The 17,230-nt window shown below is 35.7% G+C and carries 20 protein-coding genes and 2 pseudogenes; 8 read left to right on the top strand and 14 right to left on the bottom strand.

All coding sequences use genetic code 11. The features are described 5' to 3' along the window. Window positions 1-40 precede the first annotated feature (40 nt). From JUJ52_RS14585 to JUJ52_RS14550, 8 genes are all read right to left on the bottom strand, one after another. A complete protein-coding gene (locus JUJ52_RS14585; RefSeq protein WP_026680715.1) occupies window positions 41-1,276 on the bottom strand; it encodes a dicarboxylate/amino acid:cation symporter in 1,236 nt (411 codons plus the stop codon). A gap of 312 nt (window positions 1,277-1,588) precedes the next feature. After that, on the bottom strand, window positions 1,589-2,446 hold the full coding sequence (locus tag JUJ52_RS14580; RefSeq protein WP_166530398.1) for a DUF421 domain-containing protein: 858 nt from the start codon (window positions 2,444-2,446) through the stop codon (window positions 1,589-1,591). A gap of 27 nt (window positions 2,447-2,473) precedes the next feature. Then, a complete protein-coding gene (locus JUJ52_RS14575) occupies window positions 2,474-2,674 on the bottom strand; it encodes a DUF1657 domain-containing protein (RefSeq protein ID WP_026680717.1) in 201 nt (66 codons plus the stop codon). Between the two features lie 11 nt (window positions 2,675-2,685). Beyond that, window positions 2,686-3,036, bottom strand: coding sequence for a stage V sporulation protein AE (gene spoVAE / locus JUJ52_RS14570; protein ID WP_026680718.1), 351 nt, complete (start codon window positions 3,034-3,036; stop codon window positions 2,686-2,688). Beyond that, complete coding sequence (gene spoVAD / locus JUJ52_RS14565; protein ID WP_121605023.1) at window positions 3,033-4,049, bottom strand: stage V sporulation protein AD; 1,017 nt, start codon at window positions 4,047-4,049, stop codon at window positions 3,033-3,035. The genes spoVAE and spoVAD overlap by 4 nt, the downstream gene beginning before the upstream one ends. Beyond that, a complete protein-coding gene (gene spoVAC / locus JUJ52_RS14560; RefSeq protein WP_026680720.1) occupies window positions 4,049-4,528 on the bottom strand; it encodes a stage V sporulation protein AC in 480 nt (159 codons plus the stop codon). The genes spoVAD and spoVAC overlap by 1 nt, the downstream gene beginning before the upstream one ends. An 18-nt stretch (window positions 4,529-4,546) precedes the next feature. Next, window positions 4,547-5,020: a hypothetical protein gene (locus JUJ52_RS14555; protein ID WP_205388495.1), complete on the bottom strand. Its 474-nt coding sequence runs from the start codon at window positions 5,018-5,020 to the stop codon at window positions 4,547-4,549. A 73-nt stretch (window positions 5,021-5,093) separates the two neighbouring features. Beyond that, complete coding sequence (locus JUJ52_RS14550; protein ID WP_026680721.1) at window positions 5,094-5,300, bottom strand: DUF1657 domain-containing protein; 207 nt, start codon at window positions 5,298-5,300, stop codon at window positions 5,094-5,096. A gap of 169 nt (window positions 5,301-5,469) precedes the next feature. Between JUJ52_RS14550 and JUJ52_RS14545 the strand changes: the two genes are divergently transcribed. Continuing rightward, window positions 5,470-5,916: a hypothetical protein gene (locus JUJ52_RS14545; protein WP_205388496.1), complete on the top strand. Its 447-nt coding sequence runs from the start codon at window positions 5,470-5,472 to the stop codon at window positions 5,914-5,916. 380 nt (window positions 5,917-6,296) lie between these two features. On the opposite strand, the gene nfsA is transcribed toward JUJ52_RS14545, so the two are convergent. Together nfsA and JUJ52_RS14535 are read right to left on the bottom strand one after the other, a co-directional pair. Further along, entirely contained in the window at window positions 6,297-7,046 is a 750-nt protein-coding gene (nfsA, locus tag JUJ52_RS14540; protein WP_026680723.1) for an oxygen-insensitive NADPH nitroreductase, read from the bottom strand. 554 nt (window positions 7,047-7,600) lie between these two features. Next, entirely contained in the window at window positions 7,601-7,744 is a 144-nt protein-coding gene (locus JUJ52_RS14535; RefSeq protein WP_161629267.1) for a hypothetical protein, read from the bottom strand. A gap of 380 nt (window positions 7,745-8,124) precedes the next feature. On the opposite strand from JUJ52_RS14535, the gene JUJ52_RS14530 reads away from it, so the two are divergent. The 6 genes and pseudogenes from JUJ52_RS14530 (at window position 8,125) to JUJ52_RS23525 (ending at window position 13,300) form a co-directional block, all read left to right on the top strand. Next, window positions 8,125-9,390 (top strand): molybdopterin molybdotransferase MoeA, encoded by a 1,266-nt coding sequence (locus JUJ52_RS14530; protein ID WP_026680725.1) that lies wholly within the window; start codon window positions 8,125-8,127, stop codon window positions 9,388-9,390. 521 nt (window positions 9,391-9,911) lie between these two features. Continuing rightward, complete coding sequence (locus JUJ52_RS14520; RefSeq protein WP_026680726.1) at window positions 9,912-10,322, top strand: YwpF family protein; 411 nt, start codon at window positions 9,912-9,914, stop codon at window positions 10,320-10,322. 165 nt (window positions 10,323-10,487) lie between these two features. After that, window positions 10,488-11,855, top strand: coding sequence for a TrkH family potassium uptake protein (locus JUJ52_RS14515; protein ID WP_051388302.1), 1,368 nt, complete (start codon window positions 10,488-10,490; stop codon window positions 11,853-11,855). Between the two features lie 25 nt (window positions 11,856-11,880). Continuing rightward, window positions 11,881-12,027, top strand: coding sequence for a hypothetical protein (locus JUJ52_RS14510; protein ID WP_161629268.1), 147 nt, complete (start codon window positions 11,881-11,883; stop codon window positions 12,025-12,027). A gap of 49 nt (window positions 12,028-12,076) precedes the next feature. Next, a pseudogene (locus JUJ52_RS23530) lies at window positions 12,077-12,496 on the top strand (diguanylate cyclase domain-containing protein); the annotation flags it as partial. A gap of 54 nt (window positions 12,497-12,550) precedes the next feature. Next, window positions 12,551-13,300 (top strand): putative bifunctional diguanylate cyclase/phosphodiesterase, encoded by a 750-nt coding sequence (locus JUJ52_RS23525; RefSeq protein WP_304956768.1) that lies wholly within the window; start codon window positions 12,551-12,553, stop codon window positions 13,298-13,300. Between the two features lie 54 nt (window positions 13,301-13,354). Here JUJ52_RS23525 and JUJ52_RS14500 read toward each other — a convergent pair. The 4 genes and pseudogenes from JUJ52_RS14500 to lepB form a co-directional block, all read right to left on the bottom strand. Next, window positions 13,355-13,438 (bottom strand): annotated as a pseudogene (locus JUJ52_RS14500) (YjcZ family sporulation protein); the annotation flags it as partial. Between the two features lie 208 nt (window positions 13,439-13,646). Then, window positions 13,647-14,789 carry a S1C family serine protease gene (locus JUJ52_RS14495; RefSeq protein ID WP_026680728.1) on the bottom strand — a complete coding sequence of 381 codons (1,143 nt, stop codon included), beginning with the start codon at window positions 14,787-14,789 and terminating at the stop codon, window positions 13,647-13,649. 34 nt (window positions 14,790-14,823) lie between these two features. Continuing rightward, window positions 14,824-15,981, bottom strand: coding sequence for a zinc-ribbon domain-containing protein (locus JUJ52_RS14490; protein WP_205388498.1), 1,158 nt, complete (start codon window positions 15,979-15,981; stop codon window positions 14,824-14,826). A gap of 348 nt (window positions 15,982-16,329) precedes the next feature. Continuing rightward, on the bottom strand, window positions 16,330-16,854 hold the full coding sequence (gene lepB / locus JUJ52_RS14485; RefSeq protein WP_026680730.1) for a signal peptidase I: 525 nt from the start codon (window positions 16,852-16,854) through the stop codon (window positions 16,330-16,332). Window positions 16,855-17,037: 183 nt separating this feature from the next. On the opposite strand from lepB, the gene JUJ52_RS14480 reads away from it, so the two are divergent. Beyond that, window positions 17,038-17,211, top strand: coding sequence for an aspartyl-phosphate phosphatase Spo0E family protein (locus tag JUJ52_RS14480; protein WP_080668659.1), 174 nt, complete (start codon window positions 17,038-17,040; stop codon window positions 17,209-17,211). The last annotated feature ends 19 nt before the right edge of the window (window positions 17,212-17,230 follow it).

Genomic DNA, 17,230 nt, shown 5'->3' with positions numbered 1-17,230 from the left:
TAGTGATAAGGACTGAGCGAATATTGCTCCGTTTTTCTTATTAAGCAGTTGATGCTTTTGCTTTTTCCATCCAATCTTTTCCTTCTAATTGTCTTGTAACAAGCATACTTGAAACTGTGTCACCTGTAACATTAACCATTGTGGCTGGTGGATCGACAACGACACCGATGGCCGATATAATTGGTAAAGCCTCCATAGGTAGTCCGTATAAGGTAATAATCATCATCTCACCCATAAAACCACCACCAGGAATACCACTCATAACAATTCCTGATAACAAACAGATACCGATTGCTGTTAAGAATGTATCTATACCTGTAAAATCCTTATTAAAAACACCAAAGACAAAGGAAATTTTTAACATCGCAGAAAGGCATGAACCATCCATATGTATAGTTGCTCCTAGGGGAAGTATAGTCTCCCTAATATCTTTTGGTACGCCAATTCGTTTAGCTGCCTGTAAATTCACAGGAAGCGATGCAATACTACTACCAGTACCTAAAGAGGTAGCTGCAGGGGATAAAATGTTCTTCCAAAATCGAACGGTTCCTTTTTTGCCACCAGCTATAAAGGCGTATAGTGTAAAGCCAATTACAAAATAAAGGAAGGAAACCGGATAATATATAATGACAGCTTTTGCATAGTCACCAATCAGGTCTGCTCCAAATTCACCAACTAAAGCAGCGAAATAAGCGCCTAAACCAATAGGAGCATAATACATGACTAATTGTATAATTTTCATAAATACTTCAGAGCCACTTGTTAAGAATTTCGAGAATGGGCGACCTTTTTCTCCTGTAATACCGGTTGCTACGCCGATTAAAACAGAAAATATAATGAGTGCAAGCATGTTTTCACGAGAAAATAAATCTACAAAATCAGGTACGGTAAATGTATTGACGATCTGTTCAGAAAAACTCATTTCTTCTACATTATCTGGCTCCATAAGTGGAATATCAACACCTGAACCAGGCTGGAAAATTACTGAGGCTGTAAGCATAAATATTGATGCGATGATACCAGTAACAATAAATATTGTAAGCATAGAACCCATGATTTTCCCGAGCCGTTTCATACTATCCATGCTGGCAATCGCAGATGATATGGTAAAGAAAACGAGTGGAACAACAATCATAAATAATAAATTAATGAATAAGTCACCCAATGGTTTAATTACCGTTGCCTCTTTACCAAATGCAAGACCAATAATAGAACCTATAATGATCGATGATAGTAAAATAATGGGAAAACGATAGGCCTTCAATTTGTTCCTCATGTTACTCAGTCCCTTTCGTATATAATAAAGATAACTACTTTATCCCGTGTATAACTGGCAGTAGGTCCCTAAAGTGAAACCCAATATGATAAGTGAGGGATCGTCGACTGCCAGTAAATGTCCGATTAGTTCAAAGGCCTTTAGGTCATACCCTTGTGGTACTAACTATCAGTGTGGGATAAAGAAAAACCCCACGGATTGAAGTTTCACTTTTTATTTTACACGAAAAGCAACCGCAACAAAAGGAAATCGGTGGCTGGACAATAAAGATACACCCCGCCTTACACATAAGTACGTAAAGGGGGTGTATAATTAGATGAGATATGGATTAAGTAAATCGATAGCTTGCTGAAGTTTTTTGCTGTTTTTTTCGTAAAGTTGTTTCGCATGTTGATTCTCAGTTGCTAATGCAAAAAGCTCGAGGTCAGCTTGACATTTTTTCATGGTTGCCATAAGTAAAGGTTTTTCTGACGGCTCCGTCACAGCAAGCAAATCGTCATATAAATCAAGGTATAGCTGTCCGTCATTATCCGCTTGCGCCAGAAATACATTTTCTATACTAACATTTTGTTTATCAAGTTCAGTCTCCAACCAGTTGACACTTAAGGATAAGTTGGCAAGAGGTTCTAACAACATTTCACCATCCATAATAACCGTTTGAGGTTCTTTTTCAGGCGCCAGCTTTAATCCTAAATCTTTTGCTGTTAGAGGTTGGTTTTCTTTTTTAGGAAGAACACTTAAAGAACCGGACGGTTCAAGTACAGCAAATTCAACATCAGATGCAAGAAAAACATTATTATCCCTTAATTTCTCTAAAAGATCATCTGTCGAATATCCTTCCTTTTTAAGATTATCTTCCATAATTTTTCCATCCTGAATCAAAACAGTGCTGCTTCCCTCTGTGAAGTTCCGAAATCGTTTACTTTTTAAAGAAATATACTCTACAGTTAATGGTACGATAAACCAAATAAACATGGACAGTATAGCATAAATTAAGTTTGCGTTTGGATCAATCGTGTGGATGGCAACTATTCCTCCAAGTACGATACCGGAAATATATTCAAACACATTTAATTGTGAGATTTGTTTCTTCCCAAGCCATTTCGTCATAAAAAACAAAATGATCAGTAGAGAAAATGACCGTATGATCACAATAACCCATTCTGGCATCGGTTATCTATCCTTTCTTATTACAGATTACTTGTATTGTGGCTCTTCTTTCGTAAGTTGAATAACGTGCTGTTGCAAATCTCTTTTTATTTCAGTTATTAACTGCTCTACTTGAAGGTATCTTTGCTGTGCCTCTTGTTCCGTTGTTTTTTCTGATAATAGATGCAATGTAGCCTCTATACTTTTTATAGAAGAAAAACAGCCTTTCACCTGAGAACCTACTGTCATTCAATACCCTCCTAACCTTTTGGTTTGAAAATTATGGCACCGATAACACCAAAAATAATTGCAGCTGAAATACCAGCGCTTGTTACTTCAAACATCCCAGTTACAACTCCAACTAGACCGTGGATTTCTGCTTCTGCCATTGCTCCATGTACCAGTGAATTCCCAAAGCTTGTAATTGGTACAGTAGCCCCTGCACCAGCAAAGTCGATTAATGGTTCATAGAGTCCAAAACCGTCTAAAATTGCCCCGGATACAACCAATATAGTCAATGTTTGCCCTGGATTTAGTTTTAGAACATCGAGTAAGAGTTGACCAACTACACAAATTAGACCTCCGATTACAAATGCCCAAAAAAAGATCATGAAACATCACTTCCTGCTTCTATTGATACTGCATGCGCAATACAAGGTATTGGATCATTTTGTTGGATACTTAGTGGTGAATGAAGCGCACCAGTTGCTACAACTAATATGCGTTTAATTTCACCCTTCTTCATTAAATTAAGAAAATGACCATACGTTACAATGGCTGAGCAAGCAGGGCCACTAGCTCCAGCTAGAACGGGTTGACCTTCCCGATAAATGGTTAATCCACAGTCAACATATTGGTCTTCATGGATGGTTACGCCTCTTTTCTGCAATAAGTCCAAGGAGACTTCTCTACCGATATGTCCTAAGTCACCAGTAATAATATAATCATAGTAGGAGGGGTCGATGTTCCGTTCTTTAAGATGTGTTTCAATTGTATTTACTGCTGCTGGTGCCATGGCTCCACCCATATTAAACGGGTCTGTCATTTCCATATCAACAATTTTTCCTATAGTTGCGGAAGTAACAACTGGACCTTGACCATGTTGCGCGAGTAATGCACATCCCGCTCCTGTAACTGTCCATTGAGCAGTTGGCGGTTTTTGTCCTCCATATTCGGTAGGGTATCGGTATTGTTTTTCTGCAGCTGCATTATGACTTGAAGTTCCGCTTAAGATATAGTTTGCTCCTTTGGCATTTATGATCATAGCTGATAATGCAAGGCTCTCCATAGAGGTAGCACAGGCGTTAAAAATTCCCAAGTAAGGAATGCCGATCGTTTTTGCAGCAAAGCTACTAGGTGTAATTTGGTTTATCAAATCACCACTAATAAAAAATTCAACTTGTTCTTTTTCGATTTTGCTCTTTTTGATAGCCATTTGACAAGCTTCTTCCATTAATGCTTGTTGTGCTTTCTCAAAGGAATCTTGCTTTAGCCACATATCTTCATGTAGTAAATCAAAGTCATTCGCTATATTACCATTTGCTTCGAACGGTCCGCCGACCGTTCCAGTAGCAATAATGACAGGAGTATTAGCAAACACCCATGTTTGGTGTCCAGTCAGCATTATAATCCACCCCACTGAATGAGAATGGTTTTGATGAGGGCAATTACAAATGCAGAAAAGACACCATAGACAATAACCGGTCCAGCTAATTTCAGCATGTTCGTACCTACTCCTAGGATAAATCCTTCAGTTCGGTGCTCAATTGCTGCTGAAATAACAGCGTTACCAAACCCTGTAACGGGTACGGCAGAACCAGCCCCAGCAAATTGACCAATTCGATCATAAAATCCAAATCCAGTAAACAACATCGTAATAAAGATCAGAGTTGCTACAGTGGGATTTCCTGCAGTTTGTTCCGTGAAATGAAAGTAATAGATATAAAAAGTGGAAATGATTTGACCTATAAAGCAAATGATTCCACCTACTAAAAAGGCTTTTACACAATTTTTTAATATGGGTCTTTTCACTTCCCTCTCTTGTTGGAAAGCTTGATATTCCTGAGCATCAGGCGGTGTATTTTTTTTCGTTTTATCTGCCATTCATTATCCCTCATTTCCTCATGTCTGCTCTTTGGAGAATTCAATAAGCTTTTTCAATTTCTTTTCCAGCTTTTTCTTACTATAGGATTTGGATTGAATAGATTTCTCTAATATTTCTAATTCCATAACAATTTTCTTATCTGTCGAAAGCTCGACTTTTAAGTCTTTAAATTCCTTTTTCATCTGTTTGGTTAGTTGTTCTCTTATCTTTCCCAGTTGAAATCGTTTACCATGCTGTATTTCTATCGCAATTAGCATATGTTTATCTGTATTAACTGCCTTTACTGTAGTTATTTCCTGGTAGTGACTAAGTATTTCTTTCGCTCTGTTTGCATGATGTTGACTTACAGATGAATTTGTCGATATTTTTGTTAAATCTATGTCTCCATTCGGTTGATTGGTCGGTGGCTCTAAAGCAGAGTCATTACCACAACCAATTAATGTAATTAGTAAGAAACTTATCATTAAATTTCTAGCCCATCTCCATTGCATTTAATCACCCATTTCATTTATCGAGCTAAAAAGGGAGGCTGGTAATTCCAGCCTCGAAATAGTTAATTTCTTCTTAAAACCCTTTATATTGAGGCTCTTCCTGTTCTATTTGCTTCACTCTAGGCTCTACACTTTGTAAGATAGCCATTGTTTGTTGTGCAGCATTTTCATATAGCTGTTTTGCTTGCTTGTTTTCAGTTTGTAGTGCAAATTGTTCAAAACTGGCTTGGGCACTTTTAAGACCTGCTATGGTTTGTTTAACTTGGCTTGATACAGTCATACAGATCCTCCTTTGTGATATCATCATTAGTTAGAATGAGGATTTCTAGAGGTAAATATACGATGGATATTTTTCCTATTATAACCAGTTATGAAAAATTATTAAAAATTGAAACATTATTAAGGGGTAAATCGTCTTATATGTAAGAGGTTTTGTGGGAGGATTTCATGTGAAGAAAATCATTGTTATTTTATTGATGATTGGTATTTTTTTACTCTTACTTATTTATAGCGACTTTAGGAATGCAAATGCAAAATTAGGTGAGAATATAACAGTGAGTAAAGAGATGGATGATTTTATTTTACATATACGAATTGAAAACACACAAGAAGGAATAGAAGTTTTTCGATCATTACAGTATATTGGAAATGAGGAGGTAGTTGTACATCATCAGTCCCCCTTAATATCTGTATCTATGGATCATAAAAATCATGATTTTACTGGTAGTCCTGTAAATAGAACGCTTAAAAGCGGAAATGTATACATACCTCAAGATCCAGATATATTTCCGATACCAAGAAGTGAAAAAATGACAAATATATATTTTGAAGCACGTTTTAAAGTCAATGGAGAGTGGAAAGTGATTGATCATGTTGAAGAACTTCATTTTAACTAGAGACTGGAACAAAATAATTTTATTTACTTAAATAGGTTCTATCATTGCTCCATCAGTATACAACCTTCCTGGGGCTCACCTACAGTTGGCGCCTTTCCCCGTGGGATAAGGAAGACTTCGACAGCGATACATCGCAGAAAAAGCGCTCTTCTTTAAAAATCTACGTATTTTTGACTGCGCTTCATATTAATATTTATTCGAACTATTTTAGTTTCGTTCCACACCCTAGTTATATACATAAAGTGAAACTACAATCAGTGGAGCTTGTTCCCTCCACTGATAGGAACCAATCGGACATGTACTGGCAGTCGATCCCTCACTTATCATATTGGGTTTCACTTTAGGGACCTGCTGCTAGTTATATGCGGGATAAATGAAGCTCATTGTTTGTTTACATTTTTCATTTTCAAGAATGGAGCAACATCCATTCGAATCGGGTTTGAAAATTTTCTCACCATTTGTTCTGTCCATGTATCTTTGCGCTTATTCTGCGTCCGTATCTGATAATAATCGTGAAGCTCTTGATCGAACTGTTGAATAAAAGGAAGCTGTTTTTCTATCTGTAAGTAAGTATTATGATGGTAAACGGCTTCGTATGGTAATCTTGGCTTTAATTCAGGCTCTTGGTCTGGATATCCAACGGCTAATCCGAACAATGGTATTACTCTTGGAGGTAGCCTCAATAAATCGTTTACTTTTTGAACGTCATTGCGTAAGCTTCCAAGAAAGCAGATTCCTAAGCCCAGGCCTTCGGCAGTAATTGCCGCATTTTGTGCAGCAAGCGCTGCATCAATTGTCATGACAATAAATTGTTCAGAGCTTTCCAAGCTTTTCTGCATAGCCAGCCTTTCTTCATTGCTACCAATTTGCTCCACGCGATGTAGATCACCACAAAAGACAAATAGGTGTCCATTATCTTTTACGTAGGGTTGTCCAGAGATTTCTGCTAGTTGTTCTTTTATGCTTTCATCAGTGATGCCAATTATCGTATAAGCCATAACATGACTAGAGGTGGATGCTTGCTGTGCGGCTGTCACAATTGTTTGAATTTGTTCTTCTGAAAGTTTTTGGTTTTTAAACTTACGAATAGACCGATGACTCATGATTGTGTCGATTGCTGATATTGTCATTATCATTCTCCTTTATTACTGTGAATTAATTTCTAAAGTGATGGTACTCATTGATAGATCATCTAAGGTAGTTTGTTTTTTTAGCTCTGGTTCTTGAAAATCAGGTTTTAAAACAGATAAGGTTTGATTATCTTCTCATTTAGCATTTTTTAATGGTCATATAAAAGGAAGAATATCTTCACCACTAGTATTTGCTAATGATACTATTTCCCAGCTTTCAACGTCAATAACTACGATATTTGATACTGGAAGAGGAGGTGTATCCCGTTGAAATACAAACAGGTCTGTGAATGAATAGTCACAGCCTTTGCTAAATCGGATATAAGGTATGCTTTATGGTTCATAGCTGGATTAAAAATTAAATAAGAGCACAAATCGTTGGTACAAGAAAATTCGAGCAGGTAGATTGGTTTTGCTAAATCAGTGAGCGGAATCCATTTTCTCCATAGCTGATTTTGGGTCGCTAGATGTATGTAAATATGATCTTAATATCGGGACCAATTGAAGATTAATGGTTATTTTCTCATTCTTTAAGTAAAGCTCTATAAATTCTTCTACATCTTTATTACTATTTCTTCCAAGAATGCGGCTCCGTTATTTTCTTGGTTTATTCCAGCATCTGCTCTTTCAATAACAGGTTTGTCATCGCTACATGAGGTAAGTAAAAGCATTAATAGGAACAATATACCCTTCTTCATAAGAACACACCTCACCTGTTTTTTACCATTATACAATAAAGTGAAACTTCAATCCGGGGGGGGTTCACCTCAGATTGTTAGTACCACAAGGGTATGAGCTAAAGGCCCTTGAACCAATCGGACATTTACTGGCAGTCGATCCACACTTCCCCAAATTGGTTTCACTTTGTTTCTTGAAATGGGGATCTTACTGCCAGTTATATGTGGGGTAAACAATCAAAAAGTATATATAAGTTCAATCAAGACGATTTTTATTTCTTTGCTTTACATGCTGGATATATTGTTTTGGAATTGTGCGTGCTTCACAGATCGTAGGCTATATCAAAAAATTACTATTTTTGGTACACTAGCTTTATATAAAGGGATAAGGGGAGAAATGTATGGTGAAGCCTAGAAATCCTATTATGGTGGATGAAGCAATTAACAAAGTAATGAGACATAAATGGGAAGCTGAGACGGAACTTGTCTCACTTGAAAATTGTGACCTTCGTCGGCTTGCAGCACCATTTATTGCAACACATAATATACCCTTCTTTCATAAATCTCCTTATGACGGTTTTGCTATTAGAGCAGAGGATACGAAATATTCTACAGATGAAGATCCGGTTGTTTTTGAAGTTATCGACTATATTGGAGCTGGACAATTACCCAGAAATGAATTAGGTGAAGGACAGGCAACAAGGATTATGACTGGTGCAAAAATCCCGCAGGGAGCTAATTGTGTTGTTATGCTTGAAGATTGCTACACCTATCAAAAAGACGGTATTCATTATATGGAATTAGCCAAAAAAATGGAAGAAAATCAAAATATTATTAAAGAAGGCTCTGAATTAGCTAAAGGAACTTTGCTAGTAGATCGAGGAGCAATCATCAATCCAGGTATAAAAGCTTTATTGGCAACGTTTGGGTATCATCAAGTGGAAGTGATAAAAAAACCACTTATTGGTGTTATTGCGACAGGGACGGAACTTCTTGAGCCAGATGAAGACCTGGAAAGTGGAAAAATATATAATTCGAATGCATATATGATATTATCACAAATCAAACGAGCTGGGGGAGATCCTAGCTATTATGGAAAGCTTGATGATGATGTTACTTCCAGTTATTCGCGAATCAAGCGTGTACTTCAAGAAGTAGACATTTTAATCACGACAGGTGGTGTATCCGTTGGTGATTTTGATCTTATGCCAGAGCTTTATAACATGCTAGGTGCAACTACCTTATTTAATAAAGTAGCGATGAGGCCAGGAAGTGTAACAACGGTAGCGGTGAAGGGAAAGAAACTTTTATTTGGACTATCTGGTAATCCATCTGCATGTTACGTAGGTTTTGAATTATTTGTGCGACCAATGATTAGAGGGATAATGCATCAAAAAAATGTTTGTATGAAACGTGTCAAAGCAAAACTAGATGATGATTTTCCAAAAATGAATCCATATACTCGATATGTGAGAGGACAACTAAGCTATCAGGGTAGAGAACTATATGTACAACTTGCTGGGATAGATCATTCAAATGTGGTATCTTCACTAGCGTATACTACATGTCTGATAGAAATACCGGGCGGAAAAGAAAAATACGAAAAAGGCGATGAACTAGAAGTTCTATTATTGGAAGACATGGAGGGTCAAGCGAATTTTCGTTAATATAAAGGGGGGAGGCAATGTCGTGATTAATTATGGAGGATCGATTTGGAAGACCACTTAAAGATGTAAGGATTTCAGTAACGGATCAATGCAATTTACGCTGCACATATTGTATACCAAAAGGAATTTTTGGTGAAAACTAAAAATTTCTATCAACGACTGAATTATTATCATTTGATGAATTTGTATTGATTGATAGTAGAGCGATTTGCACGAATTACGGTGGGGAACCGCTGTTTTTCCTGCGTAATTTGGCTGACAATATTATTGCGAGCACTCGGGAAACAGTTTTACAATTTCGGTTATGCCCGGTGGAGTGAAAAGAATTGTCTCAAATGATCCTAGAACATTATCTAGGAACATCACGGAACGTCCAAGTGATTGAGATCTGATGCAATGAAATAAACGCATTTATGAAAAATTCCACAAACGAGTTGCAACAGCTTGTATATTATTTAAATGAATCAGAATGGATAGGCTGAAAATTAATTCCTTAATATACTATACGAGGAGTGGTATCGTTGAAAACTTTTAAACTAAAATTATTAAATGTGATGGAAGAAAAGGATGGAGAAATCATTCCACATCGGATTCCATTGATAGATGGTTTAATTATTAATCGGGAAGATGATAAAAACCAATGGACAGTAGAGGCTTACGTTGAAAGCTCATACATGCCATATTTTGAACAATTAAGTAAAAATAAAGATGAGATATTAATTCAGGTTAAAATTACAAAAGAAAGTAATGATACAGCGACATTTATCACTTCTATCATAGGTATGAATGAGATCGGCTCAAACATGAATGTGTTATTTTTAGGTAATATTGTAGATAGAAGAAAGGCAAATATTGAATCAATGCTAACTACGTTAATTGAAGAAGGATATCAAGGTAAAGAACTATTAAAGAAATTTAAAGAAATTACGTGATAAAAGTTAATCAAGCATTGGTGAAGTTTTAAAATTTGCGAAAATTCGGGTCGCGAACTTTTTTGAATGAAATAGGCGCATTTATCTACAGCGCCTGCTATAATATGAATAGGATTTTTAGTACATATGGATGTAAACACCAGAGCAAACAAGGAGTAATTACATATGCAATACCAAAAGACGACAGCGATTCGCTGGGCAAATAGGCTGTCACCAGTTCAAATCTTATTATTATTTTATTTTTTTGCCGTGTTACTATCAACGGTCATTATGTCCTTACCAATCGTTTATAAAGATGGAGTAGATATTCCGTTTATTGATATTCTATTTACAGCCGTCAGTGCACTTAGTGTCACTGGTTTGAGTTCCATTACAGTTGCAGATACGTTAAGCACTACGGGAATTATTTTACTCGCAGCAATTCTACAGCTAGGTGCTGTAGGAGTTATGGCGATTGGGACATTCATTTGGCTTTTACTAGGAAAAAAAATTGGTTTGAAAGAACGTCGATTAATTATGACAGACCAAAATCAAACGACATTTGAAGGAATGGTTCGTTTGATTAAGCAAATTGTTTATGTACTGTTAACGATTGAATTTATTGGATTTATTGTATTAGGAACGTATTTTTTACAATATTTTGATACAGCTAAAGAAGCGTATCTTCATGGGTTCTTTGGTACGATAAGCGCCGTATCAAATGGTGGATTTGATATAACGGGTTCGTCACTAATTCCATTTAAAGACGATTATTTTGTACAATTTATTAATATGCTATTAATTATTTTTGGGGCGATTGGTTTTCCTGTATTAATCGAGGTAAAAGAATACATATTTGCTAAGCCAGATATACGAAAACATATTCGTTTTAGCTTATTTACAAAAGTTACTACCACCACATTTCTTATCCTTATTATTATTGGTGCTTTTTTCATGTATCTATTGGATATTACTAATTTTTTCGTCGATAAATCATGGCATGAAGCATTCTTTTATTCGCTTTTTCAGTCAGTAACGACAAGAAGTGGTGGACTAGCAACAATGGATGTCAGCCAACTTACGGAGCAGAACCATTTATTTATGTCTTTATTAATGTTTATTGGTGCCTCACCAAGCAGTGCTGGAGGAGGCATACGTACAACTACATTTATTTTAGTTGTAATTTTTATCATTACATACGCTAGAGGCGGGAAGAGTATTCGTCTATTTAACAGAGAAGTGTATGATGAAGATTTACTAAAAGCTGTTACCGTAACTTTAATGGCACTAATTTTAGTATTTACATCTGTACTGGTTATTTCAATTGCTGAACCATTTTCAATAACACAAATTATGTTTGAAGCAACATCTGCTTTTGGTACAGTAGGTCTTTCACTAGGTATTACAAGTGAATTAACTTCATTTAGTAAGGTTGTTCTAATGATTTTAATGTTTATCGGCAGAGTAGGTATCATTACATTTTTATTTATGTTTAAAAATAATAAAAACAGTGGTAATTATCATTACCCGAAAGAAAAATTAATTATTGGATAAGTTGTCAGTTGGGAGAGAATGATATATGTCTAAGCAGAAGCGTTTTTTGCCAATCCCTCATCGTATTTTAGTTAATTTACAAGAAGCTATCCTAATTACGAACAAGAGTGGAATAATCTTAGCCGGAAATGACGCTGCTTATACGTTACTTAAAATAGAATCGGATATTTAGCATTTTATGATGAGCTAACGGACTTACCTAATAGACATTATTTTCAAAAGTACTGAATGAAGCAATTGAGCGAGCTACCAGCCGAAACGAAGTTTTGGCAATCTACTCCTTTGATTTGGACTACATTAAAGAGCTTAATGATACACTGGGTTATTCTGTAGGTGATAAATTAATTAAAGCAAGTGGAGAAAGATTAAAGGGGTTTATTGAAGCAAACACATTTATAGCTCGCCTAAGTGGCGATATGTTTCTCGTTTTACACTATGGAATAGATACGAAGGCATCCATTAATAAATTTGCAGAACGATTAATCCATTGCTTTCAAGACCCAGTAAAAATAAATGATTGTGAAATCTATACTTCAATAAGCATCGGCATTAGTCTTTTCCCTCAAAATGGGCTTACTGCTGATGACTTAATTAAACACGCTAACTCCGCATTGCTTTCAATAAAAGATACATATCGTAATTGCTATAAATTATTTGAAACCTCTATCTCTGAAAAGTTCAAGTCACTTCTTACTATGGAAAATCAACTGAGAAAAGCGATAATTGGCGGCCAATTTGAGTTGTATTATCAACCGCAAGTCGATTTTACATCTTCACGAATTATCGGAGTGGAAGCATTACTGCGATGGCGACACCCTGAAAAAGGTTATATATCCCCACGTGATTTTATTTCGATTGCAGAAAAAACGGGCATCATTATAGATATAGGTGAGTGGGTTCTCCATGAAGCATGTAGGCAAAACAAAAAATGGCAGGATGAAGGACTTACACCTATTGTTGTAAGTGTGAATCTATCTGCCGTGCAACTTCACCAAAAAGGGTTTGTGGGAAAAATCAAAAAAATCCTAAATGAGACAAACTTAGATGCAAAATATCTAGAATTAGAAATAACGGAATCCATGGCAATGAAAAATGAACAATCGATATTGGATATTTTGCAAGAACTTAGATCAGAGGGGATTTTAGTTGCTATTGATGATTTTGGGACAGGTTATTCCTCATTAAAATCTTTAAGCTTATTTCCAATAACTAAATTAAAGATTGATAAAATGTTTATGAATAAACAAGATGAGAATCGACTGATTGTGAAATCAATTATTCAACTATCGCATTCTTTAAATATGAAAGTTATTGCTGAAGGTGTTGAAACGAAAGAACAGTTTACCTTTCTTCAACAAGAGAAGTGTGATGAAATGCAGGGGTATTTTTTTAGCAGGCCAGTACCTGCCTATCAATTAAAAGAAATGCTTCTTAACGATAATTAAAAGAACAACAGCTTGCGCCAAGAGAAGAAAGATGGCACAAGCTGTTGTTTTGGTTTAGCAATAAAATGCAGCACCTACGATAATCAATAGAATAAAAAGCACTACGATTAATGCAAAGTTGCTACCATATCCTCCACTAGGATAGCCGCAGCCTCCGCCATATCCGTAACCCATTATTTCACCTCCGATCTTACAGTTACACTATATGCGATCGCGGAGAAAATGGTTTGGACTTTTACCTAGTTATAACGGATTTCTAATAGTAATAAGGCCGATCTATCCCCAATATAACTGGCAGTAAGCCCTCTGGGGGATAAACAAAACTCCCGCTGATTGAAGTTTAACTTTATTCCTTTGTTTCTGTTGCTGTAATACTAGTAATTTTAATTTGATCATTTTCATATTTTGTAGTAAACGTATAGGCATAAGATGTTTTGCTAGCTTTTTCTTCCTCTTTAGATCTTTTTTCAATGGTGACGGAAGCTTCAATTTGAACTTGATTATTGTCTGCTATAGTGCTTTTTAATTCTGAAAATTTCACGTTTATAAAATCAATATAACCCTCTCGAAATTGCGCGTAGGAGGACTTAGATTGCATCTCACTACTTAATAGTGCGTAAGCATTAACGTAATCTCTAATTTCAATACTCTCAAGGAAATAATTAACTAAATACTCTGCATCCTCTTGAATCTGATCGGGGTCTTTAGAACTAATAATATCTGATGTGCTTGCAAAATCCAGTTTATCCGTTTGAGCTTCGTGTGACCATTGGTCCATTTCATCAATTACTTCAGTGATTGGGATACTAAATCCTATCGTGCCGTCTTTAGTTCCAACTGAATTAATCCCAACAACATGACCTGTTTTTCTGTCAATTAATGGACCGCCACTATTCCCATCTGTAATTTGAGCAGATATTTGATATACATTATTATAATTAAATCCATCCACCGTAAAATTACGTTCTTTTCCAGAAATAATACCTAATGTAACAGTATTTTGAAAACCGTGTGGACTACCTAATGCAATAACTTCATCACCTATTTCAGAAGGCGATTCTTTTTCGACTTCCATATATTGACCTGCAAGCTGTGGAACACGAATGACAGCAATATCTGTATCTTCACCAATCCCAACAACCGCAGCTGGATAAATTTGCGCATTGGCAGTACGAACATAGATTACATCAGCATCTTTAATTACATGGGCGTTGGTAATAATGTCCCCACTTTTATTATATACGAATCCTGAGCCTGTAATGGTACTATCTTCATTTTGTCCCTCAATCTGAATTACATTTTTTTCAGCTTCATGAATGATTGATTTTAAATCTAAATCTTGATTACTTGTAGTTACTTTATTTATGACAGGATTACTAATCGACATATCTTCGCTTTGCCATTTTTGGTAAATAAATATCATAGCTATGATACCAATAATAAGTACAAGACCTGATAGAAGATATGTCGAATACTTTAGTTTCGGCACTGCATTGTTCACCTCGCTTGAATGAGCCTCTTAATTAATCGGTATACCAAGTTATTTTCTCAACATCCGTTTCTACATCTTTGGCTTTATAGTCGATATCAAAATGAGTGAATTCAAAGTTTCCGGACTCATCTGGATATAATTCATCAGGATATACGTAAACGCCATTTGTTAATAACTCATGCCCATCCTTAGTTCGAAGTCTATACTTAACCATGATGGAATTAACAGGGATTGTTGCCACACTCTTAACCTTCCCTTTAACTACAAGATTACCTTGATCATCACTAGTGGTTTTTATGGATACTAATTCAACCGCATCATTTTCATTTACTTGCTGTTCTTTCGTAGCAGAGGTCATAGCTTGCTCGATTCTTTTTTGCTGGGCCGTTTCAAAACTCACCTGCTCCTTATCAATCGTTGTCTGTAAACTTGTTAATTTCTCTGACTTAGGAGCATATTTTAAGCCATCCTCAACAATTAATTTCGCATCATTAAATTGTTTTTTATTTAATTGCTCATTGGCCCTTGTGTACGTATAATTAATTATTTGGTCTCTAATATCTTTTGTAATTGGTTCAGCTTCCTCAGTGTCGATAGAAGCAGCGTCCCAAAGTAATATTTTTAATTGATCAATATTCGGTTCCTTTTTTAAAGATTCTGTTACTTGCTTTAATTTAACAGCATTTCGATTAGCTGCAATCTCGTCAATTAATTGGTTTATCGCAGGCCCATCAAAGTCTTTTAGCGTGTTTTCTGTATTATTGATAAGATCGAGCGCTGCCTGATATTTTTTTTCTTTAAGAAACTGCGTTGACTCTTCTAATGAAGCTCTTATGGATAACGCATGATCCATAAATTCAAGTGAATGCTGTGCTTGATTAAAATTATGCTTATAGTCAATCGCTTTCTGAAAGAGCTCTTTAGCTTCTTGATATTCCGCATTTAGAACCTTCTCTTCACCCTTATTGTATAAGTCCTTTGCTTTAGCAGTTCGAATTTCTAACGTAACATAGAGTAAGACGATAGAAAGCAATACACAGCCTGTGACAATCGCTGGTAGCTTCCAAAATTGCTTGCCTACTTTCTTTTTCATCCGGTTAAACCTATCTTCTGGTAGTTTCTTGCCACATTTAATACAATAGCTCTCATCTTCTTTAATTGATGTACCACAGTACGGACAATGGAGCATTTAAATCACCTGCTTTTATATGAAACAGCTTCTGTTTTCATTTAATTAGTAATAGCATTATTTTATCATATTTTGACTTTTCTTAGGTAATAGAAATTGGTATGATAAAGTGGAAGTATTCCAATAATAAGATTAACTAAGTTATGTTACATAGGAGCTTTTTGGAGGAGGTGCGGTACATATGGAAATCGATATGGGAGCTGTCTTCGGTATTATTTGTTTTGTTATTATTCTGTTAAATATTGGTTACTGTATCTTTGATGCAGAAAAATAAGTAATTAATGGAAACTTCAAAAAAGATCAGACGAATCGTCTGATCTTTTCCCATACACTACGTTATATTATTATTTATCTGGTTAAGGACCATTGATCGAAAGGGAAAATGATAAATTCAGAGCGGCCTATAATTTCATTTTCTTCGATTAATCCCAAGCCATTTCGGCTATCCTTACTTATTGCTCTATTGTCTCCCATAACAAAATAGTTTCCTTCAGGTATTTCCACTGGTCCATAATTACCTGACTGACGTTGTGCTTCTTCATTTAAAAAATTTTGTTCGTATTTATCACCATTAATATAAAGGTTACTTCCATTAATTTCAATTGTCTCGCCAGGAAGTCCAATAATACGTTTCACATAATTTTTTAATGGTCTTTCGATAATAACAATGTCCCCGCGTTCTGGTTCATCAAGAATATAGATTATTTTATTAAAGATTACTCTTTCACCGTTTTGGAGAGTGGGGTCCATGCTTTCACCTTCAACAATAGACGTTGCAAAAATAAACGTTCTTAAAAAGAAAGCAATTAAAATTGCAATAATGATTGCCTTAACCCATTCCAACCATTCATTTTTCTTTTTTGTTTCTGCCACCGAAGACATCCTTTCCAGAAAACATTACACTTATTATAGTAGCATAGTGGACAAAACTAAGCGAGTAAGAGAATCTCTACAAATAAAATAGCTTGTGTTATATAGCAAGAAAAACTTGTCAAATTCTGTAATGCTATGCTACAGTAAAATAAACCAAAAGGAGGAGGTATCACTGCGATCATAATGAGTACAACAGACAATCTTCTTAAAAGAATTGAATTTCTGCGTAATAAAATGACGGAGGTTGCATTGGAAAAAGGGTTTACCAATCTTGAATCAGTTGCGCTTAGTCAAGAATTGGATAGGCTCTTAAATCTTTATGAGAGCATGAAACACCCTGATGCACATGAAAAATAGAAATTATAATGATGTAATT

Source organism: Virgibacillus sp. AGTR, assembly GCF_016919725.2.
Classification (GTDB): domain Bacteria; phylum Bacillota; class Bacilli; order Bacillales; family Amphibacillaceae; genus Virgibacillus; species Virgibacillus salarius.
This window is presented reverse-complemented; position numbering and strand designations above follow the sequence as displayed.